This window comes from Mesotoga sp. HF07.pep.5.2.highcov, assembly GCF_003666285.1.
In the GTDB taxonomy this organism is placed as follows: domain Bacteria; phylum Thermotogota; class Thermotogae; order Petrotogales; family Kosmotogaceae; genus Mesotoga; species Mesotoga prima.
The window spans coordinates 75,772-99,138 of sequence record NZ_JFHJ01000140.1; the positions used below are offsets into that span (position 1 = coordinate 75,772).

The window sequence follows — 23,367 nt, forward strand, 5'->3', positions numbered from 1 at the left end:
TTACGCCACCTCAAATGTATAGCTTCTGAAAAAGCCTTCTAATTTCACTAGATTCCCTTAAGATTCCTAGCGCAAACTCAGCATGGCCGTTAGTATATCCATTCCCTATCATCATTGTAATATCCTTTCCAACACCTTCAGCCCCCAGCGCGGCTCTGGTAAAAGATGTAGCCATGCTGAAGAAATATACAATTCCGTTCTCTTTTGCACTTAGAATAGACCCCATCTCTGTTCCGGGAACATTGACGTTATTTATTACCACATCACAGAGATCGCCTTCTGTAAACTCACTGATTTTTTCATAGACTTCGAGAGGTTTTGTTGCATCGGCAATGATAACTTCGTGGGCAAGGCCAAGCTTTCGAATTCTCTCTGCGTTTTCCACTGAATATTCTACTACAATAACCTTACCCGAATCGCGACACTTCTTCATAGCTGCATAACAACAGAGTAAGCCGGATTTCCCGCCGCCTCCAAGAATTGCTACATTCATACCCTTTCTTACTAGTTTGTCAACCTGTGCCGGTGCACCAGCAACATCAAGTACGGCCAGGGCCATTTTAGGGGGGATATCTGACGGTAGCCGTGCATAAATTCCGCTTTCAAATAACACTGCCTTTCCTTCAATATCTATCTGGTCCTTTTCGAGATGTACTTGAACAATCCTTTCGATATTCAAAGGTGTCAGCGATAGCGAAACAAGAGACGCAATAGTATCGCCTATCTCTAAATCTCGTTTCAAAAGGTCTTTCCCGATCTTTGACACTTTTCCGATAAACATCCCCCCCGAACCCGTAACTGGATTCTGCAGCTTACCTCTCTTCATTACTATATCCATTATCATGGACGAGATTTTTGTCACATCATCTTCACAGGCTTCTCTTATCTGAGTAAAACTTGCCGAGTCTACGTTTAAAGTTGTGACGTCCACCAGGATTTCATTATCGTATAGGTCCAAAGAGTTGTCGATCCTTGATGCTGCCTGCGGAAGGAATCCCGCGGGCTCGATTACTCTGTGACTTCCATAAGGGCATCCTTTCACTGATTCTTCCTCCTGATTCCAAGGATTTCTCTCGCTTCTTCGGGGCTGGCTACGTCCCTACCCAGTTCATTCGAAATTCTTACAACCCTCTCGACTAGTTGAGCGTTCGAAATTGCCAGCTCACCTTTCTTGTAGTAGATATTGTCTTCGAAACCAACTCTGACATGCCCTCCAAGAAGAATAGCGGCAGTTGCCAGAACAAGCTCGTTCCTTCCAATTCCGGCCACCGTCCACGTGCTTCCTTGAGGAATTGCTCTCACCATGTGGATCAGATCTTCAATATTCCCGGGGCAAGCTCCAGGAACACCGAGGACAAAATCAAAATGTATGGGGCTATCTATCAAACCCTTCTTAAGCAATTTCAAAGCGTTTTCGATCATTCCCCTCTCGAAAACTTCAATCTCAGGTTTAATTCCTCTTGCTTTCATCTCCTGTGCGAAAGTCTCCATAGTATCCTGTGAATTGAAAAAAACATCTTCACCAAAGTTACAAGTACCTGCCGAAAGAGTCGCCATCTCAGGATTGAGCTCTAGAGGCTGAGCCCTCTCTCTTACTCTGTGCCATACTGCTCCGCCAGTTGAAGGCTGAAAGATCAAATCGCATTTCTCTGCGATCCTCTCCTTGATTTCTCGGTAAACTTCTAAATTCTGCGTAGGTTTCCCCGAAGAATCCCTAGCGTGAATATGAACAATACTTGCTCCTGACAGAAAGCAGTCATACGCTGCCTCAGCAATCTCTTCAGGAGAAATCGGAAGAGCGGGTTGCTGATCCTTCATTACTTCTGCGCCCGTTAATGCAGCAGTAATTATGAGTTTATTCATAGCGCTTCCTCTGTCTGCTTTTCGGGACAACGCATGTTCCACTTGCCCTGCATACCAGTACTGGTTCTGGCAGTAACTCTGCGGCAGAATCGCTTATTTCTGGTCTGGTCTGTACGACCTTGAATGCCTGAAACAACATTTTTCTGGATGTATTTCCGGTCGAAATAATCTCTCCTGTGGCTTCAATGTAATCTCCCGCATAGACCGGCGCGATAAATTCGATATTATCATAGGCCTTGAATAAGCCCTCGTCTCCATCGTTTCTTATAAGAAGTTCTGTGGCGACATCGCCGAACATCTGAAGGATTCTTGCCCCGTCAACTAGGTTGCCTCCATAGTGAGCATCGTTAAGACTCATTCGCAGCCTGATCATGACTTTTGTCATCAAATTCGCCCCCTTATTTAATTTTGCCTCTAAATTGTGACGGTCGCAAAGCTTGAGGCCAGTGATTAAAGGCTTATAGAGTCGAACATTCGTCTCTAAGTCTTTCTTCCTATTCTGTTATACACGATTTTTCCGAAAATAGCCTCCCGAACTTCACGGGGTAAAGGTCTGACTTTCTGGTATGCTATAGATAATGGGATGCGGCGGGAAGGAGAGATGTATGTGGTAAGGACCTTGATAATGGCAGGCGGCATAGGTGAGAGGCTTTGGCCTGTAAGTGTTAAGAAAAGGCCAAAGCAGTTTCACAAGTTTGGTTCATCGAAGACAATGATTGAAGAGACTATTGAAAGAATGGAAAAGGTAACAGATGAGATAATCATTATTACAACAAGGGAGCAGTTTCCTTTAATGCAGTACTATCTACCGCTCTTCCCGGGAGAGAACGTAATCTTTGAGCCTATGAGAAGAAATACAGCTCCCGCAATAGCATTGGGCAGTACCAGATTTAGCCTGATGACATCATGGTTGTCGTTCCCGCCGACCATGTTATAAGAGATGAAGAGAGTTTTTTCAAGACTCTGAATAAGGCAATCAAATACGCCGAATCAAATGATTCGCTAGTTACGATAGGGATTACCCCCACTCATCCTTACACTGGTTATGGTTATATCGAGCGGGGAAATGCTGTTGATGATAATGAAGAAGTATATTCGGTAAAGAAGTTTCATGAAAAACCAGACTATGAAACTGCTCAGCATTATGTCCAGTCCGGCAGATTTCTATGGAATTCCGGCATCTTTGTTTGGAAGAAGAGCGTTTTCGATTTGGAGCTCTCGAAGAACTTCCCGGATCTGTTTTCTGCAATTTCAGAGATTAGTAAGAGACCAGAAGACATAGAAAAGATCTACGAAAGGCTTCCAAAGATCTCAATTGACTATGGTTTGATGGAGAGGTCCTCAAAAGTAGCAACTGTACCGGCAAGTTTCTACTGGAACGATATTGGCTCGTGGGATGCAGTTTATGATTTGTTGATCAAAGACAAGAACGGGAATGCCGTCGAGGGGGAGTTTTCTCTAAAGGACGTGAAGAACTGCCTTTTGATAAATCATACCCAGAAGAAACTAGCCGTATCGGGAATTGAAGGCTTCATATTGGTAGCAACCAGTGAGGGAACGTTGGTTTGCAGACGAGGAGAGTCACAAGATATAAAGAAGATAATAAAGTAAGGAGGAGAAAAAGTGGATAGGAAACTTGACGAAATGGTGATCGCCCTTAAAGATGAGCTGGTAAGTGCTGTGTCTGATTCAGTTAGGATCAAGTCAGTTCAGGACACACCTGTTGATGGCGGCCCCTTTGGTAAAGGTGTTAAGGAAGTTCTTGAAAAGACAGTAAAGTTGGCAAAGGATCTCGGTTTTGAAGCCAGAAACGCTGATGGATACGTTGGGATAGTTGATTACGGATCTGGAGAGACGTTCGGCGTTTTAGGACATCTCGATGTAGTTCCAGAAGGAGAAGGCTGGGAAGTTCCACCATACAGCGGACTTGTAAAGGACGGGGAAATCTGGGGAAGAGGGACCCAGGATGACAAAGGTCCTATGATAGCAGCCCTTTACGCTCTGAAGGCTGTAAAAGAGTACGTAAAGAAGCCTTCGAAGAGGATAAGACTGATTTTTGGCACGAACGAAGAATCTGGGTGGGAGTGCATGAAATACTACGTCAAACACGAGGAGATCCCGGACATGTCAGTGACTCCAGATGCTGATTTTCCTGTTATATTTGCAGAGAAAGGTATCGTTAATTACGGGATATCAGCACCCGCGCACAACGGAGGGGAAGGAATATCAGTAGAGGTTCTTTCTGCCGGTGAGGCTCCGAACATGGTTGCATCTTCGGCCAGGGCAGTACTCCGGGGTGTGGATGCCGAGACTTATGAGAAGATTGAAGCCTTTTCGCCGAAAAATGATACAAAACTGAAATTAACCAGATCGGAGGATAAAGTCGAAATCTTGATTACAGGTTCTTCCGCTCATGGGTCGACTCCTTACAAAGGGCAAAGTGCTATAGCTGCTATTGTAGATCTTCTGGCCGATCTTAGACTTGGAGACTCTGAAATCAAAAACTTTCTTACTGCTATAAAGTCCAAGATCGGTTATGAGTTCTATGGTGAATCTCTAGGAATTTCTGGAAAGGATTCTATGTCTGGTGAACTGACTTTGAATGCAGGTACACTAAAACTTCAGGCAGGTGTATTGAAGCTGGTTATCAATATAAGGTATCCGGTTTTCTTCAACGAATCGATGGTTAGATCACAAATAGAAGAAGCCTTCAAAGGATTTCGCGTCGAGACTTTTCATCACCAGAAGCCGCTTTATATCTCTCCAGACTCTGAACTCGTTAAGATGTGCAGAGAGGTGTACAAGGAAGTAACGGGACATGATGAAGAACCAATAGCTATCGGCGGTGGCACTTATGCGCGTGCCGTACCAAACGCAGTGGCTTTCGGAGCGCTTTTTCCTGGAAATTTTGAGATGGCACACCAGCCAAATGAAAGAGTATCGATCGAAGATCTCCTTCTTGTTTCGAGAATATACGCTCAGCTGTTCTTGAGATTCCTTCAGTCATAATCGTTTTAATTGTTTAGATATGATAATCAAGGGATCGAAGAATTTTTTTCGGTCCCTTTGTTATTTGCATGCGTTCAATCAACTACGTTTTTCAACCACTTCCAGGTTAATGTTCTCCTAATTCCCAGGATTGATTTGAAAAGCTCTTCGACCATCATTGCAATGTAAACTAGAGTAAGCGGCCATTTAAGAACGAGACCTGTTATCGCGACAAGGGGAATTCCAACTCCCCATAGTGAGACAATTTCAATTATCATTGCTGCTCTGGAATCACCCCCACTTCTAAGAACCCCCACTATATTTACCGCATTGAACATCTTGATCGGCTGTGAAAGGCCAACAATAATTAGCACAGTGAGAACGGTGTTCTTAAGTGATTGATCTATATTGTAGAGATTCACTATAAATCTTGATAAAAGGATGATAATAAAGCCCGTGGCCACTGCGGTGATGACGGTAAGCTGAAGCAATTTTCTCGCATTGTATTTTGCCTGAGAGAAATTGTTCCTTCCAAGTTCTGCTCCCACCATTACAACCGTCGCCGAGGAAAGTCCACCAAAGATAACAAAACCAAAGTTCTCAATTGTGCTGGAAATATTCCTGGCAGCTATGAATTCTGTGCCCATTCTTGCCATAACCAGAGAATACATTGTAATACCAAGGCTCCACAAGAATTCATTGATGATTACTGGAGTAGCATATTTCATAAGCCTTCTGAAAAATGGAATTTCGAATTTTAAGGCTGATCTAGAAAGCCTTATTGGAGTTTTCTTGCGGTAAACAATACTGACGAATATTGCGAATTCCACAAATCTAGAGAGAAGCGTTGCAAAAGACGCTCCAAAAACCCCTAAAGGTTCAATCGGGCCAAGACCGAAAATCAGAATGTAATTTGCCACCGTATTGATCGAGAGAGCGACAAGACTAACATACATTGGAATTCTAGCCTTTTCCACAGTCCTCAAGGCCATTGCAATAATGAAGGAAAAGGATGTTAGAAATGTGGAGAAAGCGACAGGCCTTGCATATACTGCCCCTGTCTTGACCACTTCGACATCTGTCGTGAAGATCATGAGTATTCTCTCAGGCAAGAAGAAGAGTAGGACAAAGAATAAGGCAGAGGCTCCTATGGTTATATATAGCATGTGTCCAATGGTCTTCTCAATACTCTTCTCGTCTCTCTTGCCCCAAAACTGAGCGACAAATATCCCGGCTCCGCTGGACACACCAAATGTAAGTATGTTGAGAATGAATACTACTTGATTGACCAAACCCACTGAAGCTATGGCAGTTGTACCCAGCTGCCCGATCATCAAATTGTCAACGAGATTAAGGCCGGTAGATATAAGGTTCTGAAGAGTAATTGGTACGGCAATGGAGAGCATTCGCTTCGTGAAATCCTTCATAACTACCTCCGATGAGATTAACGCCGTAAAATTATACAGCTATTTCTGAAGATAGGCAATGATGCATGTTGAAGGATTATCGTTGCTAATACTTGCTATAATGAGAATGATAGATACTCGAGAGTGGAAGGGGTGTTCATGTGAAGAAGATAGGGATAATTATTTGTGGGCGTTATCAGAATTGCGGTGGTGGTAAGTGTCTCAGGGCCATGAGAGAACATGTCGGGGGTTTTGCATTATATCCGAAAGATGAAGAACTGCAGCTTGTTGGTTATTCCTACTGTGGAGGATGTCCCGGTGGAAATGTAGAATACGTACCGCAGGAAATGATAAAAAACGGTGCAGAAGTCATACACCTGGCGACGGGAATGGTAGTGGGATATCCACCATGTCCGAGACTGAGTCATTTCAAGGAGTTCATCGAAAGCTATTATGAAGTATCGGTTGTAATCGGCACTCATCCAATTCCCATGAAATATCTCATTGCCCATCAGAAGCTTTCATTCTGGGAAAAAACCGATATGTTTTCTATCGCAGAACACTTGATGAAGGAAGACCCGGCGATAATGAAAGCATATGATTGAGTGTGATAGCTGGGTTCTGTAGTATGGGACACCGGTGAGTGAAATGATCAACAAGAAGAGGGCTTCTCAGTACTTGACTTCCGGATCTCTTTGAGCTCGAATTCTATTCGTAGAATGTCCAAAGAAGACCTGAGAAGAGAGATGTATTACGATATCCAAAACAGAGTTTTCGACAGTGGCATGGATAACCCTTTCAAGGTGTTAGCCTCCCCCAATGAATATGCAAGGAGGTTTTTGGAAGAAAGGAAGCCGCTTTATCCAAAGGCATACTCAAGAGCTTCGGTTACTGGTCGTAAGAGAAGTCTCTATGGACATGAGTGTGTTTCAAAGAGTGCCGCTGCCGGACACTCGATTGTTAATATTAATACCAGCTCTTTTGTATTGCTAAGGGGATCATCGCAATTGGAAACATTGCAGTAGGTGTACTCTTGACTGGCGGTATCTCATTCGGTCTATTTAGCTTTGGCGTTTTCCATTTTGCTTTCCCTAGGAGGAGTATCATCAAGCCTGATGTTTACACTTGGTGGTCTTGCTTTCTCTTTGTATTTTGCGGCTGGAGGTCTCGTTGCTTCCTATGATCTTGCCCTCGGTGGAATGGCTATCGCCAGAAACTACGCGGTTGGAGGCTTTTCAGTGGCAAATGTTGCCATTGGAGAAGACGCCAGAGGAGCTATCACCATCTATTGGCAGACAGGGACTGGTGATTATCTACTTAGATTACCGAAGATAGCCGATCAGACAAAAGACTTTGTGACATCTAGAAAGGTAGAGATAAGCACTCTCTTTGAATGGATAATCAGAACAATCTACTGACATTTCATTCTCCTGGAGAATTTTCAGTATTCGATTTGATCGTGTGAATAGTCTCTTCAGCTAATTACGCATACTTCTTGTGACGTGCAAAAGCGTCGCTATGTGTTGCGAGTTTTCGCTTTCTTGGTTCAACGGTCGGGCCGAAGGATCTTTTGAAATGGATGACATTTCCGAAAGACATTGATGTTAGCTTTGATGTAAACTATTATTTGTTGGTCATGGAGGTGGATCATGATAGAAAGATATGCGCTTTCACCCCTGAAAGACCTCTGGGAGCTTAGAGCCCAATACGAAAGATGGCTTGAAGTGGAGCTGGCTGTAGTTGCGGCCTACGAGAAGACAGGGTTAGTCCCTCAGGGCACGCATGATAAGATTGCATCGTCAGCAAGAGTGGATCTAGACTCAATACTGAAGATTGAAAGCGAAGTTGATCATGATGTAATAGCCTTTATCAAATCAGTGACACAAAATATGGGGGACGAGGCGAGATTCTTCCATCTCGGACTTACTTCTTCCGATGTTGTAGACACAGCGCTTTCACTTGCAATTACGGAGTCGGGAAAGCTCATAATCCATACTTTGGAAAAGCTCTCAGAGGCGTTGAAAGAAAGAGCGGTCGCTTACAAAGATGTTGTTTGCATGGGAAGGACACACGGCGTTCATGCAGAGCCCACTTCGTTTGGTTTAAAGCTTCTATCCTTTTACGTGGAGATAAAGAGGGCAATAGATCGTCTGAAGAAGGCCACGGAGAATTGCGCGGTTGGGAAACTAAGTGGGGCCGTTGGGAACTACGCCAACATTTCACTCGAGATTGAGAGAATTGCTCTTGCGGAACTTGGCTTGAAACCCACTGTTGTTTCTACTCAGGTGATACCGAGAGATGTTCACGCAGATTTTTTTGCGGCGCTGGCAATAGCCGCCTCGTCGATAGAGAGAATGGCAACCGAATTCAGGCATCTTCAGAAGACCGAGGTGCTGGAGGTTCAGGAGCCTTTCAGAGAGGGTCAAAGAGGTTCTTCCGCAATGCCTCACAAGAAGAATCCGATTATTTGCGAAAGACTTACAGGTATGGCAAGAATAGTCAGGAGTTATGTGCTAGCGTCATTAGAGAATATCTCTCTCTGGCATGAAAGAGACATCTCGCATTCCAGTGTAGAGAGGATAATCTTTCCGGACGCCACTATGCTTCTCTATTACATGGCAGAAAGGTCAGCCTATTTGGTTAGCAATCTTGTTGTATATCCAGACAGGATGAGGGAGAACTTCAAGGCCTCTAGAAACCTTGTCTTCTCACAGAGGGTTATGTTGTCACTTGTTGACAGGGGTATGTCCAGGGAAGACGCTTATCAATTAATTCAAAATCTCTCTATGAATTGCTGGGATAATGGACTGGATTTCAAGGAGGTCGTCTTATCAAACGGAGAAATAGCTAAGTATCTTGATTCAGAAGAAGCGTCACGGCTTTTTGAACCTGAGTATTATTTGAGAAACGTCGGCCAAATATTCGAAAGAGCTTTTGATGGAGGTAACTAAGTGAGGAAACTTGCCGTTGTCGGTGCCCAATGGGGCGATGAAGGGAAAGGGAAAGTGGTCAATTACTTTTCCAAGAATTTCGAGTGGATAGTCAGATTTTCTGGGGGAGGAAACGCTGGTCACACGATTTTTGTGGAAGACAAGAAATACGTGAACCATCTTTTGCCTTCGATCAATCCTCGTAGTTGTTCAAAGGGTTTTCTTGGTGCCGGGATGGTGATAGATGTAGAACAGCTGATCGATGAACTCGAAACACTGGAAGCGGACTTTCCAGGTATTTCAAGTAGATTCTATCTTGATCCTGAAGCCTTTATAGTTCTTCCATGGCACAAAGAAGAGGACTTGTTCATAGAAGAGATGCGAAAGGTGCCAATAGGGACTACAGGAAAAGGAATAGGCCCCTCATACACTGACAAGGTCTCTAGGGAGGGGCTGAAGCTCTATGTTCTCTTTGATGAATCACTCTTGAAAGAAAGACTTGAAGCTCTTTATCACATGAAAAGAATGAAATACAACAGGGATTTCACACTTTCATTTGGCGAAATGACGACCTATTTGCTTGGGCTCAAGACTAAGCTCGAAAGGCTCAGCGTCAATTTCACCAGCGCAGTAGACATGTTCAGGGTCTTCAGGAGTACTTCCATACTCTTTGAGGGAGCGCAAGGTGTCCTTCTCGATCTTGATTTCGGGACATACCCGTTTGTCACTTCCGGGGCATGTATGGCTCACGGTGTATCATCGGTGGGTTTTTCGACCTTCGAGCTTGACAACGTGTATGGGGTTCTGAAAGCCTACACGACTCGAGTGGGTTCTGGACCCTTCCCGACCGAAGAGTTCTCTGAAGTGGGGAACCTCGTTCGCGAAAGAGGAAAGGAATACGGTGCAACAACGGGGAGGGCTCGAAGAGTGGGCTGGCTTGACCTTCCGGCACTCAGGTACGCAAGGATAAGGTCAGGCCTGACAGGTTTCGTCATCACTAAGGGCGATGTGTTAAATGGGTTGGATGAAGTCAAGGTTTGCGTGGCTTATGATGTTGAGGGTGCGGTTAAGGAAATGCCTTCAACTTCATATGATTTCTTCAAGGCAAGACCGATTTATGAAACTGTTAGCGGCTGGCCTTCCACGGATCATATTAACTTTTTGAAATACATGACCTTCATTGAAAGAGAAACCGGTGTGGAGATAGACTACATATCGTACGGTCCTAGAACAGAGGAAATGAAGACTAGAAACGACCTTATAATGAATATTTAGAAGGCAACTGGGAATGAGGTGAGGCAGAGTATGGAAATAAGACTGACGAACACCATGTCAAGAAGGAAAGAGATCTTCAAGCCTTTGAAGATAGGCGAGGTGGGAATATATACGTGTGGACTGACAGTATATAATTTTGCCCATATTGGCAATCTTAGAGCTTACGTCTTTGCCGATACCCTCAAAAGGATGTTTCTTTTCAATGGCTATAAAGTAAGACACGTAATGAACATAACTGATGTTGGCCATCTTACGGGAGACGAAGACGAAGGCGAAGACAAGATGGAAGCCGGTGCAAGACGTGAGGGAAAGACAGTGTGGGAAATCGTTGATTTCTATACGAAGGCTTTCTTCAAAGATCTAGAAAGATTGAGGATCATTCTTCCAACTGTTACATGCAGGGCGACCGAGCACGTGCAAGATATGATAGACATGATCCGAAAAATTGAAGCCAACGGCTACACCTACATAGCCGGCGGTAATGTCTACTTCGATACTTCAAAGGTTCCCGACTATGGAAAACTAGCAAGGCTCCAACTTGATGAAGAGAAAATTCGTTCAAGGGTTGAGAGCGACCCCTTCAAGAAAAACCCCTTTGATTTCGTTTTGTGGTTCACTCGATATAAATATGAAAACCACGCAATGCAGTGGGATTCACCATGGGGTAGGGGCTTTCCCGGATGGCACATTGAATGTTCCGCGATGGCTTCAAAGTATCTTGGAGAGAGATTTGACATACACACAGGCGGTATAGATCACATTCCAGTTCATCATACGAATGAAATCGCTCAGAGTGAGGCGGCTTTCGGACATGAATGGGTGAACTTCTGGTTGCATTCGGAGTTTCTCGTCATTGGGGAAGGGGAAAAAATGTCTAAATCGCTTGGAAACTTCATTACTCTTCAGACTCTTATTGACAGGGGGTACGAGCCTGCAGATTATCGCTACTATCTTCTCGGCGCCCATTACAAGAAGCAGCTGACCTTTACAATGGAAGCTCTCGATGGCGCGAAGAGCGCCATGAAAAAACTCATCACTAGAATTGAGGAGCTAAAGGAATTAAATGAGTCAGAAACCAGACCCGATGGTGATCTTATGAATGAATTTCATGAGGCCATAAATGATGATCTGAATACTCCAAAGGCCCTCGCCGTTCTTTGGAAAGTCGTCGATAGCGAAGATCTTCGACCTGGTGAAAAGCTCTCCCTAATCGACAGATTTGACGAAGTTCTTGGCCTTGGCCTCTCTGAGGTCGAAAGCAAGACCATTCCAGAAGAAATTATCGAATTGGCCAATGAGAGAGATGCTGCTCGAAAGGAAAGGAATTGGGAGAAGGCCGATGAGCTTAGACAGTTGATCTCAGAAAAGGGATATGAAGTACTCGATGAGAGAGATGGGTATAAGATAAGAAGAAGGTAATCAAAAACTCCTTTCTCCCGCTACGAGCGTTGAATTATATGGATACTTCCTGAAATTGGGATTTCCCGATTTGCTCTCTATGTAAGAAGGATAACCTCATTACTTGAATCTAAACAGAAAAAATCCTTTCCAAAAATTCGAAGGTCTTTTCTTCGTTGTTTTTTATGCAGCAAAAGTATCTAAATTCAAAACCGAAGAGTTCCTTGAAGATTAAGAAAAAGCATGCGGAGAAAAAACGCAGGATGCGGGGCTGTTTAATCAAACAACGAGTGATAGTTGCCTTATTTACGGATAATTTATCTCGGCTTAACTCTTTCATGCCCAATGACGGTTACACTATTTGTGAAAGAAGTAACAACAAAGGAGGAAATAGTATGCCAGATGCAAGTTTCAGAGTAAAGGCAATTTCAGAAAGTGCAGCCAGAGTATCGGTAAAGGCAAGAAACTTCACTATGATCGTTGACGAGCCACCCAATCTCGGCGGAGAGGATAAGGGTGCCAATCCAGTGGAATACGTTCTCGCCGCACTGGCCGGTTGTCTGAATGTAGTAGGACATCTCGTTGCAGATGAGATGGGTTTCAAGATAAGAAGATTGGAGATAGACGTCTATGGCCCGTTGAATCCGGCAAGGCTTAATGGGAAGTCCTACGAAGACAGGGCCGGTTATAAGGAAATTATAGCCGAAATGAAAGTCGATACGGATGCCGAAGAAGAAACCCTGGAAAAGTGGGTAAAGTCCGTAGAGGATCGATGTCCGGTTTCCGACAATCTTGGTAATCCAACACCAGTTAAGGTCATTGCTAAGGAACTCTAAGAGACTTAGTTTAAAAAAGGGCTCCCTTCAGGGAGCCCTTTTAATTGATCCTATTCCGGAAATTCTATTATTGGAAAAAAGTGTAAGGGATTAGTGAGTTCGTAACTACCACTGCTGAGATAAGATAAAGTTTCCGCGTAATCAAGAGGGGGGTTCCAGGCGTGATACTGGTCGGATTTCTGATACCCGTAATAACCAATTAGGTCTCCCTTGTCTATCTCCTCGTTTCCGTTGAAATCTCTCCATACCCTTATCTTTATGTCGTTTTCGGTGAGTCCATCGAATAGAAAGGATCCGTCCGGATTGACTTCGGTCTCCCTAATGACTTCGCCCGAGGTGGACAAGATCTGAACCAATAGTGGCCTGCGTTCTTCCTCGTAGGTAAGAAGAGAATCATATGCCTGAACTAGTCCGAAGCCATAGTACTGATCCCATCCCGGTTCTCCTAGATCAAGGGCCGTTTCTCTCAGGATCTTCCTTATTATCTCCTCACCCGAGTCGTCCTTGCCCGCATATCCTTTTGCCATAAGAAGTGCTGCAAGCCCTGTAACATGTGGCGCCGCCATGGATGTTCCAGCCATGTATGAGTATGTATTCCCCTTAATCGCTGAGTATCCTGTACTAAGTATCTGAACGCTGCTTGATCCGCCCGGGGCGACAAGATCAAGGTGTGATCCATAGTTTGAGTAATTCGCCCTTTGCATAGTATTGTCGACTGCTCCGACTGATATCACTTCTTCGTAAGAAGCCGGATAGTATGGGCTTGAGGAACTGTAATTGCCTGAGGCGGCGATCATTAAAACTTCATTTTCCGATGCATATTGAACGGCTGCCGCTACAACCGAAGAGTCCGGCCCTGCAAGGCTCATGTTAATTATCTTTGCGCCGTGCTCAACTGCGAAGATTATGCTGCTTGCAAGTATTCCTGCTGTCGTTTCCTTTCCAGCTTCGAAAATCTTGATTGGCATGATAGCACGATACTCTCCCCATGTCATCCCCGAAACGCCCAAAAAATTGTTTGTTTTTGCAGCAATCGTTCCTATCACATGTGTCCCGTGGGATTGAACGGGGTCATAATCTGTAGGGTCGTCATCATTGTTTATTAGGTCGTATCCCGGAAGAAAGATACCTTGCAAATCTGGATGATCCAGTCTAGCACCGGAGTCTATTATAGCTACAACGACAGTGGAAGAACCCTTTGCAATTGTCCAGGCCTGAGGCATCTGAATCATCGGATAGTTCCATTGCTTCGGATATTGCGGATCGTTGGGGACACTCTCCTCGGATTGAAGAGTGAAGATCTTCTCAGGCTCGACTGACTTGACTCCTTCAATTCCAGACAGCGAAGATGGATCGTTTGTCTTCACAACGGCATAACCAACAGAACCGTCTCTTGAAAAGAACTCATCGAGGATCTCTACTCCAGAAACGCCCGATATTATTGTTGAATCAAACCCTCTATCGAAGAGGACAATAAATTGATTACTCATGAAACCCTGCTCTATGTCTTTACTGGAAAATATGGGAGTGTATGCTGCAGTTCTTTGAAAACTATTGCGAGCTGAGGTTTCTGGAAAGTAAGGAACGACCTGGCCTGAAAGAGAGTAGTAAACCTCAGGTTTAATGCATCCAGTGAGAGAGAAACAAAGAACCACAAAAAGAGCTGTTATAAGCGTTAAGACTTTAATAAGCCGCATCTTGAACCTCCGGATCTAGATGGAATGATTGTACCATCATCGCAAGAGTTTTCGTGTTATTCATTTTTGATGAAATGGATCCGGTCTGTAAATCGGTACGGACAAGAGCGACGAATGGAAACATGCAAAAACAAGAGCGACCCGTAGGTCGCTCTCTTCGAAAAGGGTCTCAAGCCTTCTTTTCAAGTTCAGACGTACAGTTGGGACACCTTATTGCATCGATCGGAATCGAAGTGTGACAGAAAGGACAGATCTTCGTCGTTGGCGCTGCCGCTGCCTCTTCCTTCTTCTGCCTTTCCCGTATCTTGTTAATGAGCCTCACAATCATAAAGATTACAAACGCAAGGATCAGGAAATTTATGACTGCGTTGATGAAAAGGCCGATGTTCAGAGTTGCGGCACCTGCTTCTTTTGCTTCTGCGAGAGTTGCGTAGCTTCCTCCGGAGAGACTGATGAATATGTTTGCAAAGTCAATCCCACCAAGGAATAGGCTGACAATAGGCATGATAATGTCTTCGACCAGCGATTTGACAATGACCTGAAACGCACCGCCGATAATGATTCCGACCGCAAGATCAATCACATTACCACGACTAATGAACTTCTTGAATTCCTTCCACACACCACTCACCCCCCTCTACAATACGCACGTTATGAAAAGATTATGATCATGTATCGTTCTATAATCAAGGATTTGAAACACAATCAAAGAGCGATTACCGATTTGATTACTGAGTTTCATCCTTAAAAAGAAAAAGATCGTTGCTTTGTTTTCGAAGAGATGATCTTCTGTGCTACATCAGAACGCAACAGCCTGTCCATCTCTTCTGGGATCGGCTCCGCCAAAAAGAATGCCTATATCTCTGTTGAAAAGCACTGCATGAACCCCTCCAAAATAAGGATCATAATCATTCCTTATTGATATCTCATGACCCATTTGGATCAGTTTGCTGTAAGCATTTATTGAGATGCGGCCTTCAATGTAAAATGGCCCAGACTGAGATCTGAAGACTCTAGGGGCCAGAATCGCTTGTTGAACAGTCATCCCGTGATCAATGATATTGCTAATTGTCTGGGCCACAGTGGTAATAATTCTTGTGGCACCCGGAGCGCCAATCGTCATATATGGTCTTCCCTCAGGGTCCAAAACCAGAGTGGGGCTCATGCTGCTAAGAGGTCGTTTGCCTGGTTCAACTGAATTGACGGAACCTGGGGTCTTAACGAAATCGTCCATGTGATTGTTTAACAGAATGCCGGTTCCAGGAACAACGACACCTGACCCGAAGAAGTAGTTAATCGATTTGGTTATCGCAACCATGTTTCCTTCTTTGTCCATTACGGAAAGATGCGTGGTGCTGCCGCTCTCAAACTGCCAGGGATCTCCGGCCTCCACCGATTCGATTGGTCTGTTCATATCAATCTTGTCGGCCAGCAGTTTCGCATAATCTTTTGAAGTTAGGCCCTCAAGGGGTACTTCTGCAAAGTCGGTATCGGCCATGTATTTGGCCCTGTCGGCAAATACCAGCTTCATTGCTTCAGACCAAATGTGCAGAGTCTCAGCGGTATTGTCTCCGAGTGATTCAAGATCGAAGTTCTCCATAATGTTTAGCAGTTCGATAACGTGAGTTCCACCCGAACTGGCGGGAGGCACCGAAAGAATTGTATAGTCGCGATAACTTCCGCAAACTGGTTTCCGGATCTTCACTTCGTAATTTGAAAGGTCTTCTAGAGTCATAACTCCGCCACGTTTTTGAACCTCGGCGACGATCTTCTCGGCAATTTCACCGGTGTAGAATGCATCTTTTCCTTTCTCGGCGATTAGCTCGAGAGTGTTGGCCAAATCATTCAGAACAATAGTCTCACCTATTTCATAGGGTATGCCGCCATACTTAAGGTAGATATCGGCGCCGTTTTCCATCATCATTATCTTTTCGTAGTTGTCATTGATAATCGAGAACAAGTTGGTTGTTACCGGAATTCCCTTCTTCGCCCAGTCTATAGCCGGTTTTATAACTTGCTCGCGGGAGAGCGTTCCATAGTGCTCAAGCGCATATAGAAGCCCGGCCACTTCACCGGGTACTCCTATGGCTTTTCCACCAACAGTACTTTCATAGTTAATGGGACGATTGTTCTCGTCGAGATTAAAGAATGAAGGACTCGTTGCTCCTGGTGCAGTTTCTCTGAAGTCTATGACGACAGCATCATCCATGTCAGCCAGCTGGATGATCATGAATCCGCCGCCCCCTATTCCTGATGCGTTAGGTTCCAGAACACCCAGCGCAAATGCAGTGGCGATCGCTGCATCAACCGCATTCCCACCCATTTCTAGAATTGCAACACCGACTTGTGAGGCCTCAGGCTTTGCTGCCGCCACAACTCCGTTTCTGCCCTCTGCATCTCTTCCATAAAGATTGATTGGATTTGAAGCCATGAGAGTTCCGGCAGCTACTATGATGGTAAGTACAAATACAATTCTCTTCATTATTGACCTCCTAATTTAAGCTTAAGAGCTTCATAATCACTAGTTTAGCACTTTCATCCGACGGAACCTTTCCAGCCAGAGAGTCTAGTTGCTCATTGCGATATGACTTATATACCCTTTCAGGGGAAAAGACCATTTATCTAGTATAATTTGTTAGGTGGACACTATGGATGAGATCATAAACTTCATAAGAGATTCTGTTACGAAATATGGTTATAAGGGAGCTGTGATAGGTATCAGCGGAGGAATCGATTCTGCCGTTGTTGGAAAACTTGCCGTCGAAGCTCTTGGAAAGGAGAAGATATTCGGGCTACTCATGCCAGAACGCGACTCTTCAAGAGATACGATTAAGGATTCGAAGCTCGTCGCAAAGTTTCTTGGGATAGACTTCAAAGTCAAAAACATAAGCTCAGCTCTCAGAGCGATTGGCTCTTATAAGCTTCAGCCTCCCGCATTCTTAATCCCTCAGACAATTAAGGAGAAGTATGTTAAACACAAGTGGGAGGAGCTGTCTTCTGACCCATTTCTTGACGATCTTTGTAATGAAGGAAACGATGAATTCAGAAGGGGACTGGCCTATTATAGATCGAAGCACAGAGTAAGGATGATCTCCCTTTACCTTGAAGCTGAAAAACGAGGATACGCGGTGCTGGGAACCACCAACAAGACCGAGCTGTTATGTGGGCTTTATGTGAAATGGGGAGACGATTCAAGCGATATTGAGCCAATAAGGCATTTGTTTAAAACCGAAGTAATCGAACTAGCAGGGCAATTGCAAATTCCAAGCAGGATAATAGAAAAACCTCCAAGTCCAGATCTCATACCTGGTGTTACTGACGAAAATGTTTTTGGAGTGACGATTGACGATCTGGACAAATCTCTTCGGCGTATTGAAGGAGGAGAAGTTCTAGACCCCCATGATACGAAATCCACGAGGGTCCTGAGAATACTTGAATCAGCCAGGTATCGAGAACTAAGAAATCTAGCTATTTCTAGGAATCACTAAGCGTCTTTAGACCGTTGCTCCACGAAATACTCATGAGATTCACAACTACTCGTTCCAGTTGCTGGTCGGCAAATTCCGGAAAGTCTGTGAACACTTGTTTTTTTGCCTCTCCCGGTCCGACACTCAATCCCTCAAGTTCTTTTTCTGCAACGTAAAGCTCTTTACCCATAGGATCTATGAGCCTGAACGATATATGAATTCCCTTGATCGTTCCGAGGTCGGAATTGTTCATAATCCGTAGGACAACCGCTTTCTTTTTGCTGAAAGTTCCCACCTTTTCTATGCTCGATTGAATAACTACTTCGCGATGAAGAGAGTCGGTTGTCTTTCTGTCCTTTGAAAGGTAAAGGTCGGCAGCCTGAGGTATAGAGTCTTCAAGGTCTAGATCCGAAACAGTGATTTCTTCTCCCAGTGGTTCGGGAAGAGACTCGTTTTTCGTTTCAAAGCTCTCCAATGATTTGTACAGTTGATACAGGTCCCAAAGGTTGTCGGTGAAGACCCTGTGTTTTCTAAGTTCTTCCACAACTATTCCTGTACTAAGAGAATCTAAGTCGATCTTTGCGTTCTCCCTGCGGATTTTCGCGCCATCCTGGCCAAAATATACACTGGAAAGAACAAACCATTCATCTGGCAACGGAAAGATCAATCTCCCAGTATGCGCTTCCTTCGAGGAGAACTCTATTGTATTCACAATAATTGGAACAACGAAATTCGTATCCCTTTTTGCAGGTATCTTTGACGCTTCTCCATCTGACACAATTCTCAGAGTTTTGCCGAGCGTTCTCGACTCGAAGGCCCAAAGAGCAACCGAATCTTCAAATAACTTGTCTTCAACTATCTTGACGCCATGAAGCTTAACCCCGCTAAGGTCAAGCTTGCTCTTTGTGAGAGAGAACTTTGATGATTCCATTTTGACTTCGATAACAGCCATGAGACGGCCCCTGTACTTCGCAAATACTGGATCGGAAGGAAATGTGAGCGTTATTCCGTCATGTTTTGATTCCTCAATAATCACTGAACCGGCATCGCTTATAAGAAAAGCCGAGTACCCCATTGTCTTCATGTTGATTCCCCCTTTCTTTTTGCTATCTCCGATAAAAGCATTATACCTTATACATTCGTCATCTCTTAAGCAAAGTTAACTAAAGGGCAGCTACCGAGTTTTCTCGAGTGAACGCCCTTCCGCCGTGGTCAAAACTAGGAGAAAACTCGGAAATATAACTGAAAACGGACCTAAATCAGATTTCATCGAAACCAATTGATTATGAGAAAATCACATGAAATGATCTCGACGGATTTCTCTTATTGGAACCTGAAAAGAATAAGCTCTTTTCGGCTCCCGAAGCTCTTTTATCTGTAAGTGTTTTGATGAATTGAGAGCCTTCCTCTTAACCTCCAGATGTAGCTTTTGAATCGTTGAAGAAAGATAAAGAAAAGGGTTTCCCCCTTTCTTTCGTAGTTTTTCACCTGGATCGTTATAAAAAGCCAGGTCTTATATCAAGGTTTAGCATCCAACTCGAAATAGAACCCAAAACCAGAGTCGCTGTGCTGAATTCCTATCTTCGGGAAAACATCTCCCAAGCCCAGGGTAGAACCTACGTTCACAAACATGTACAGCGCAGAGTGATCAAGGCTGGTATTGGTTCCACTAACTTCGACCCCGATCCCAATCTCTTTCAGGAAGAACATGGGACTCCATCCCCAGTCGATTCGATACAGAAGCTGAGCGCCGTTTGCATACCAGTAAAAATCGTCGAAGAAACCCACACCAAGATTGATAGAAGTCCCCAAAGTCGGGGCAAAACCGGCATCAAGAGAGAGCAGTGGAGTGATCTCCCCATCAGAGAGTTTTATGCCGGGTTCCAGAGAGATCGCGAAGAGATTTCCTTTCAAACTCAAAGGAACTGAAGTTGTCATTCCCCCTGATGTGTCAAATCCAATGTGCGCGTATGATCTAAATCTCGTGGAGGGGTTCAAAGGCATCTGGAAGAGTTCAGAAGATAGCTCTGCAGTTGCCACAGGAACGTTGGGAGTGCCTAAGTTTACTTTCAGAGAGACATTTACTCCTTCCAAGAACTGCCCGGTATACTCCCCCTGGAAGGAAAGCTTGTTGGTACCAAAAGTGAATAGAGGCTTCAGCTCCATAGAGTGCTTCGAATCATGTGAAAGGTGAACGGTAAGTAATCCTAGGGAAATGTTTTCGCCATCATATGATACAAACGGCGCTCTTAGGACGGGATTCAAAAAATGAAGGAAGGACTTCTTCAGGTAGTCCCCAACCGTGTACTCTACTTGTAAAGGCTCAAAGTCATCAGACTCGACTGCTGTCACGACATATGGGGTACTCTCAAAATCGAAAGCAAAAACAGACATACCCTTTTCTCTACGAGAGTGTCCGAACCCGTAGACTTTGGAGTCTAGAACGACTGCTTTTTCAAGATTTGCACCGTGAGTAAGCCTAGAGATCTGCAAAGACTCTAAATCTACTGCGAAGGCATCCATGAACCCTTCCTCATAGGCAGCAGTGAAGACCACTTTGCCTTCATAATAGTCAATCCCTCTTCCTTTTAGGTATGGATCATCGAGAATTACTCTGAACTCGCCTTCTTTGAAAGTTGCTATGGCTCCATTAATACCGCTGCTGGATAGCATCATTATCAGACTTCCATCTTCAAGGATGAGCATATCTTTGACAACCCATGGGATTCTGATAAGTTGCATTTCATCAAAAAAGATCGTTGAAATCTCTGTCTTTGCATCATAAACTGCTTTGATCAGTCTTCCATTGTAGATTTCAAATGCGGTAATCATACCTTTGTCGAGAAGTCTAACAGATAGAGGCAGCTTGTGAGACCATATCTCTCTTGACGTTGTGTTTCTTTCAGTAACAGACGTCATCAAGTAGATGTTTCCTTCGTGCCATTTCAAAGTCAGTGCTCCAAAATCGGAAAGCCTTCGGGAAAAGCCCCCATCGACGTACTCTTCGATCCCGCGTTCCACAGAACCGTTCCAGGAAGTAGCTTCCCCAAAAATCGAATAAGAGAAGATTACACCATTTGCCGTCTTTGCAATATCATAGATCTGCCCGTTCTCAATTGTCCTGACTTCCGTAAGAGTGGCATACTTTGTTGCTCTCAACTCGGTCTCTTCTTTCCAGTCTAAATAGAGATTGTCGAGAGTTTCACCAAATGCAATCCTTGAGGCGTTTATGGGACCGATAATGGGAAGTCTTCCGGAAACTTCTTTGTGAAATTGCTTAACGGATTCTATTCCAAATCTTTTCACAAGATAATCATAGAAAGTGGCCAAATAATTGTAATAAAGCGCCCCTCCTCGGTAATCTTTGCCAGATACGGATAGCGCATAATCAAGACCGGGAAAAGAGTTTGATTTCGAATTCTGATAAGTCATTTCCCTTCCCCACATTGGATTGTTCAATCTGCCTTCGGAGAAGAAGTTAGACGATTCTGCAAAAAGCGTCACTCCTTCTACGAATGGTGAAAGCTGCTGAGGTGAAAGCATTTCCGTTCCAAAAATCACCCTGGAGACAAAGGCTGGAAAACCCGTTGTGTAGGTCAGGTGAGCAATATGTGTGAACTCATGCATAAGAAGCAGCCTGTAATGGTTCGATCCATTCATTCTAGTCGAAAGCATTGTATCGGCAGGCCACACGAAGATCTGAATAGTCTTGTGATTGTGAGGTTGAGCCAGACCGTTTGTGTTCGCTCCGAAGTCGGCTAGAACAATGTTTATCCTGCCAGGATCGTTGCCGATTAGTTCAATGGCTTTTGATCTTATCGATTCGAATGTATTACCTACATTAACGGCAACTTCCTCATATCCTCGGGATAGTAAATGTCAGCATTTGGGAATTCAAGAACACAATTAGCCATTAAGGTGGCCGTGATAAGAGTGATAATTGCAAAGAATGGTAAAGATTTCCTCATTTTATACCTCCCGCCTCAGACCATCGATGAAGGACTATTCCCCAAGATGAAGCTACAAACCAAACGTCTCCTCAAAAACGCGTTTAACCTTTCTTTCATTCAAATCCGTTCTGAAAGTCAGCTTAATCTTGCCTTCATTCCATACGATTTTGATTACTGTGCTATCGGAAGAAGTTCCCTGAGAAGAATTCGTATTGCTGGAGACCTTGATTTTTCTGAGTGATTCTTTTGGAATAAAGAGATTACCAGGTGTTTCATTCAAGATCTCCTCTTTTGTCTTCTCGTTGTATCTGTCAAGCAGGGAATAGCCTGACGACATCACAGATGCCATCTTCTTAAAGAACCCTTCCTTCCGCTCTTCAGAGGCATCCTTTGCTTTTTTAATGGCTTCATTCGTTAGTTCTCTGGTCAACTGCACCAACATGATTCCCTCTGGAATTAAAACAACATCGTACACCTTACTTCCAAAGAGTCCTGTAGAGCCCCCGGGAAAAAGCGCCAAAACGTTGTCCATAAAGAAACCCTCCAAATGAAAAGTCTGCTTACAGTTACGTTATATTCTAACACTGATGAGCTGTCTTACCGCAAATCGATAGCCAGTTTGATGCATAATATTGTTGCAGAGACTCAAAAACCCAAGGAGGTTTCTATGTGGGCATTTCTTGATGGTGAATTTGTTCAGGAAAAGGAAAGGCTTGTTCAGCTGGAGAACCGCGGACTGACTTTTGCAGACGGTCTCTTTGAGGTTATTAGAACACTGGAAGGGAGAATACTGTTCTTTGAGGATCATTATTCAAGGATGAAAAAAAGTGCCGAATTCTTCAATATTGAAATGCGATTCCCTTCTGAAGAGGCAAGGAGGATTGCAGTTGAGTTAGTCAAAAGAAATGGTATAGAAGACGGGGAATTATATATCGAACTCACTAGGGGCACCGACCCTCACAGAGATCACAGATACCCGCCGAAAGAAACCAGGAGCACGTTTTTCATGCTTGCACTTCCTCTAAGAAAGATAGATTCTACTAGCTGGAGAGATGGAGTCAAGCTTCTTACATATCCCGACTTGCGCCACGGACTCTGTGAACACAAAACGATAAACTTATTACCAAATGTTCTTGCCAAGAATTTTGCGTACGCCAGAGGAGGTTATGAAGCTCTGATGTTCAGAAAGTCAAACGGAAAAAAGTACGCTACCGAAGGTGGAAGCTCAAATTACTTCTTTGTGAAAGACGGCGTCTTCTACACTCCCGAGGTTGACAATATTCTTTCCGGCATCACAAGAGGGAAGGTGATCTCTCTTGTCGAGGATCTTGGTTATGAGGTCGTTGAAAAGCGCATCGCCTTGGAAGAGTTCTTCAATGCAGAGGAAGTCTTCCTTGCCAGCACAGTTTCTCGTGTTATGCCCGTTAGGGCTATAGATGATGTCTCCTTCGAAGTATGCGGCAAGCATACTGCTAAGGTCATGAGAGCTTATGAGGATCTCTTTTTCTCTGCCAGATGAACGATTCGGTTCGAATTTTCGATTAAAGTAAACAATAG

At 44.2% G+C, this 23,367-nt stretch carries 22 protein-coding genes; 11 read left to right on the top strand and 11 right to left on the bottom strand.

Going from position 1 to position 23,367, the window contains the following annotated elements; translation table 11 throughout:
• Positions 1 to 10: 10 nt before the first annotated feature.
• From BG32_RS02515 to BG32_RS02525, 3 genes are read right to left on the bottom strand one after another with little or no spacing between them, the layout of a single operon-like run.
• A complete protein-coding gene (locus BG32_RS02515) occupies positions 11 to 1,042 on the bottom strand; it encodes an L-erythro-3,5-diaminohexanoate dehydrogenase (RefSeq protein ID WP_099771265.1) in 1,032 nt (343 codons plus the stop codon).
• Positions 1,039 to 1,863: a 3-keto-5-aminohexanoate cleavage protein gene (locus tag BG32_RS02520; protein WP_099771266.1), complete on the bottom strand. Its 825-nt coding sequence runs from the start codon at positions 1,861 to 1,863 to the stop codon at positions 1,039 to 1,041. Before BG32_RS02520 ends, BG32_RS02515 begins: the two co-directional genes overlap by 4 nt.
• A complete protein-coding gene (locus BG32_RS02525; RefSeq protein ID WP_180274795.1) occupies positions 1,856 to 2,248 on the bottom strand; it encodes a hotdog domain-containing protein in 393 nt (130 codons plus the stop codon). Before BG32_RS02525 ends, BG32_RS02520 begins: the two co-directional genes overlap by 8 nt.
• Positions 2,249 to 2,470: 222 nt before the next feature.
• Between BG32_RS02525 and BG32_RS16080 the strand changes: the two genes are divergently transcribed.
• From BG32_RS16080 to pepV, 3 genes are read left to right on the top strand one after another with little or no spacing between them, the layout of a single operon-like run.
• Positions 2,471 to 2,800, top strand: a complete 330-nt coding sequence (locus BG32_RS16080) for a sugar phosphate nucleotidyltransferase (RefSeq protein ID WP_259459452.1) — start codon at positions 2,471 to 2,473, stop codon at positions 2,798 to 2,800.
• Entirely contained in the window at positions 2,770 to 3,474 is a 705-nt protein-coding gene (locus tag BG32_RS02530) for a mannose-1-phosphate guanylyltransferase (protein WP_259459453.1), read from the top strand. Before BG32_RS16080 ends, BG32_RS02530 begins: the two co-directional genes overlap by 31 nt.
• 12 nt (positions 3,475 to 3,486) lie before the next feature.
• The gene (gene pepV, locus BG32_RS02535) at positions 3,487 to 4,872 is read left to right on the top strand and encodes a dipeptidase PepV (RefSeq protein ID WP_099771269.1); all 1,386 of its coding nucleotides are present in this window, start codon (positions 3,487 to 3,489) and stop codon (positions 4,870 to 4,872) included.
• 74 nt (positions 4,873 to 4,946) lie between these two features.
• Here the strand turns inward: pepV and BG32_RS02540 are convergent, their stop codons facing one another.
• Complete coding sequence (locus tag BG32_RS02540) at positions 4,947 to 6,278, bottom strand: MATE family efflux transporter (RefSeq protein ID WP_099771270.1); 1,332 nt, start codon at positions 6,276 to 6,278, stop codon at positions 4,947 to 4,949.
• Positions 6,279 to 6,418: 140 nt separating this feature from the next.
• Between BG32_RS02540 and BG32_RS02545 the strand changes: the two genes are divergently transcribed.
• The 6 genes from BG32_RS02545 (at position 6,419) to BG32_RS02570 (ending at position 12,696) form a co-directional block, all read left to right on the top strand.
• Positions 6,419 to 6,862 (top strand): CGGC domain-containing protein, encoded by a 444-nt coding sequence (locus BG32_RS02545; protein WP_099771271.1) that lies wholly within the window; start codon positions 6,419 to 6,421, stop codon positions 6,860 to 6,862.
• 477 nt (positions 6,863 to 7,339) lie between these two features.
• Positions 7,340 to 7,675, top strand: a complete 336-nt coding sequence (locus BG32_RS16085; protein WP_259459454.1) for a hypothetical protein — start codon at positions 7,340 to 7,342, stop codon at positions 7,673 to 7,675.
• 231 nt (positions 7,676 to 7,906) lie between these two features.
• Positions 7,907 to 9,208: an adenylosuccinate lyase gene (purB, locus tag BG32_RS02555; RefSeq protein ID WP_099771272.1), complete on the top strand. Its 1,302-nt coding sequence runs from the start codon at positions 7,907 to 7,909 to the stop codon at positions 9,206 to 9,208.
• On the top strand, positions 9,209 to 10,462 hold the full coding sequence (locus BG32_RS02560; RefSeq protein ID WP_099771273.1) for an adenylosuccinate synthase: 1,254 nt from the start codon (positions 9,209 to 9,211) through the stop codon (positions 10,460 to 10,462).
• Between the two features lie 30 nt (positions 10,463 to 10,492).
• On the top strand, positions 10,493 to 11,881 hold the full coding sequence (cysS, locus tag BG32_RS02565) for a cysteine--tRNA ligase (protein WP_099771274.1): 1,389 nt from the start codon (positions 10,493 to 10,495) through the stop codon (positions 11,879 to 11,881).
• A gap of 374 nt (positions 11,882 to 12,255) precedes the next feature.
• Positions 12,256 to 12,696, top strand: coding sequence for an OsmC family protein (locus BG32_RS02570; protein WP_099771275.1), 441 nt, complete (start codon positions 12,256 to 12,258; stop codon positions 12,694 to 12,696).
• A gap of 50 nt (positions 12,697 to 12,746) precedes the next feature.
• On the opposite strand, the gene BG32_RS02575 is transcribed toward BG32_RS02570, so the two are convergent.
• The 3 genes from BG32_RS02575 to ggt all read right to left on the bottom strand — a co-directional run bounded on the left by BG32_RS02575 (position 12,747) and on the right by ggt (position 16,875).
• Complete coding sequence (locus BG32_RS02575; protein WP_099771276.1) at positions 12,747 to 14,393, bottom strand: S8 family peptidase; 1,647 nt, start codon at positions 14,391 to 14,393, stop codon at positions 12,747 to 12,749.
• 169 nt (positions 14,394 to 14,562) lie between these two features.
• Positions 14,563 to 15,015, bottom strand: a complete 453-nt coding sequence (mscL, locus tag BG32_RS02580) for a large conductance mechanosensitive channel protein MscL (RefSeq protein ID WP_099771277.1) — start codon at positions 15,013 to 15,015, stop codon at positions 14,563 to 14,565.
• A gap of 177 nt (positions 15,016 to 15,192) precedes the next feature.
• Entirely contained in the window at positions 15,193 to 16,875 is a 1,683-nt protein-coding gene (gene ggt / locus BG32_RS02585; protein ID WP_099771278.1) for a gamma-glutamyltransferase, read from the bottom strand.
• Between the two features lie 166 nt (positions 16,876 to 17,041).
• Between ggt and nadE the strand changes: the two genes are divergently transcribed.
• On the top strand, positions 17,042 to 17,881 hold the full coding sequence (gene nadE / locus BG32_RS02590) for an NAD(+) synthase (protein WP_099771279.1): 840 nt from the start codon (positions 17,042 to 17,044) through the stop codon (positions 17,879 to 17,881).
• Here nadE and BG32_RS02595 read toward each other — a convergent pair.
• From BG32_RS02595 to BG32_RS02605, 4 genes are all read right to left on the bottom strand, one after another.
• The gene (locus tag BG32_RS02595; RefSeq protein ID WP_014731530.1) at positions 17,868 to 18,944 is read right to left on the bottom strand and encodes a hypothetical protein; all 1,077 of its coding nucleotides are present in this window, start codon (positions 18,942 to 18,944) and stop codon (positions 17,868 to 17,870) included. The genes nadE and BG32_RS02595 overlap by 14 nt on opposite strands.
• Positions 18,945 to 19,378: 434 nt before the next feature.
• Complete coding sequence (locus tag BG32_RS02600) at positions 19,379 to 21,535, bottom strand: hypothetical protein (protein ID WP_259459455.1); 2,157 nt, start codon at positions 21,533 to 21,535, stop codon at positions 19,379 to 19,381.
• A 161-nt stretch (positions 21,536 to 21,696) separates the two neighbouring features.
• Positions 21,697 to 21,828 (bottom strand): hypothetical protein, encoded by a 132-nt coding sequence (locus tag BG32_RS16090; RefSeq protein WP_259459456.1) that lies wholly within the window; start codon positions 21,826 to 21,828, stop codon positions 21,697 to 21,699.
• A gap of 52 nt (positions 21,829 to 21,880) precedes the next feature.
• The gene (locus BG32_RS02605; RefSeq protein ID WP_014731532.1) at positions 21,881 to 22,342 is read right to left on the bottom strand and encodes a hypothetical protein; all 462 of its coding nucleotides are present in this window, start codon (positions 22,340 to 22,342) and stop codon (positions 21,881 to 21,883) included.
• A 135-nt stretch (positions 22,343 to 22,477) separates the two neighbouring features.
• Between BG32_RS02605 and BG32_RS02610 the strand changes: the two genes are divergently transcribed.
• Positions 22,478 to 23,329, top strand: a complete 852-nt coding sequence (locus BG32_RS02610) for an aminotransferase class IV (RefSeq protein WP_099771281.1) — start codon at positions 22,478 to 22,480, stop codon at positions 23,327 to 23,329.
• Positions 23,330 to 23,367 lie beyond the last annotated feature (38 nt).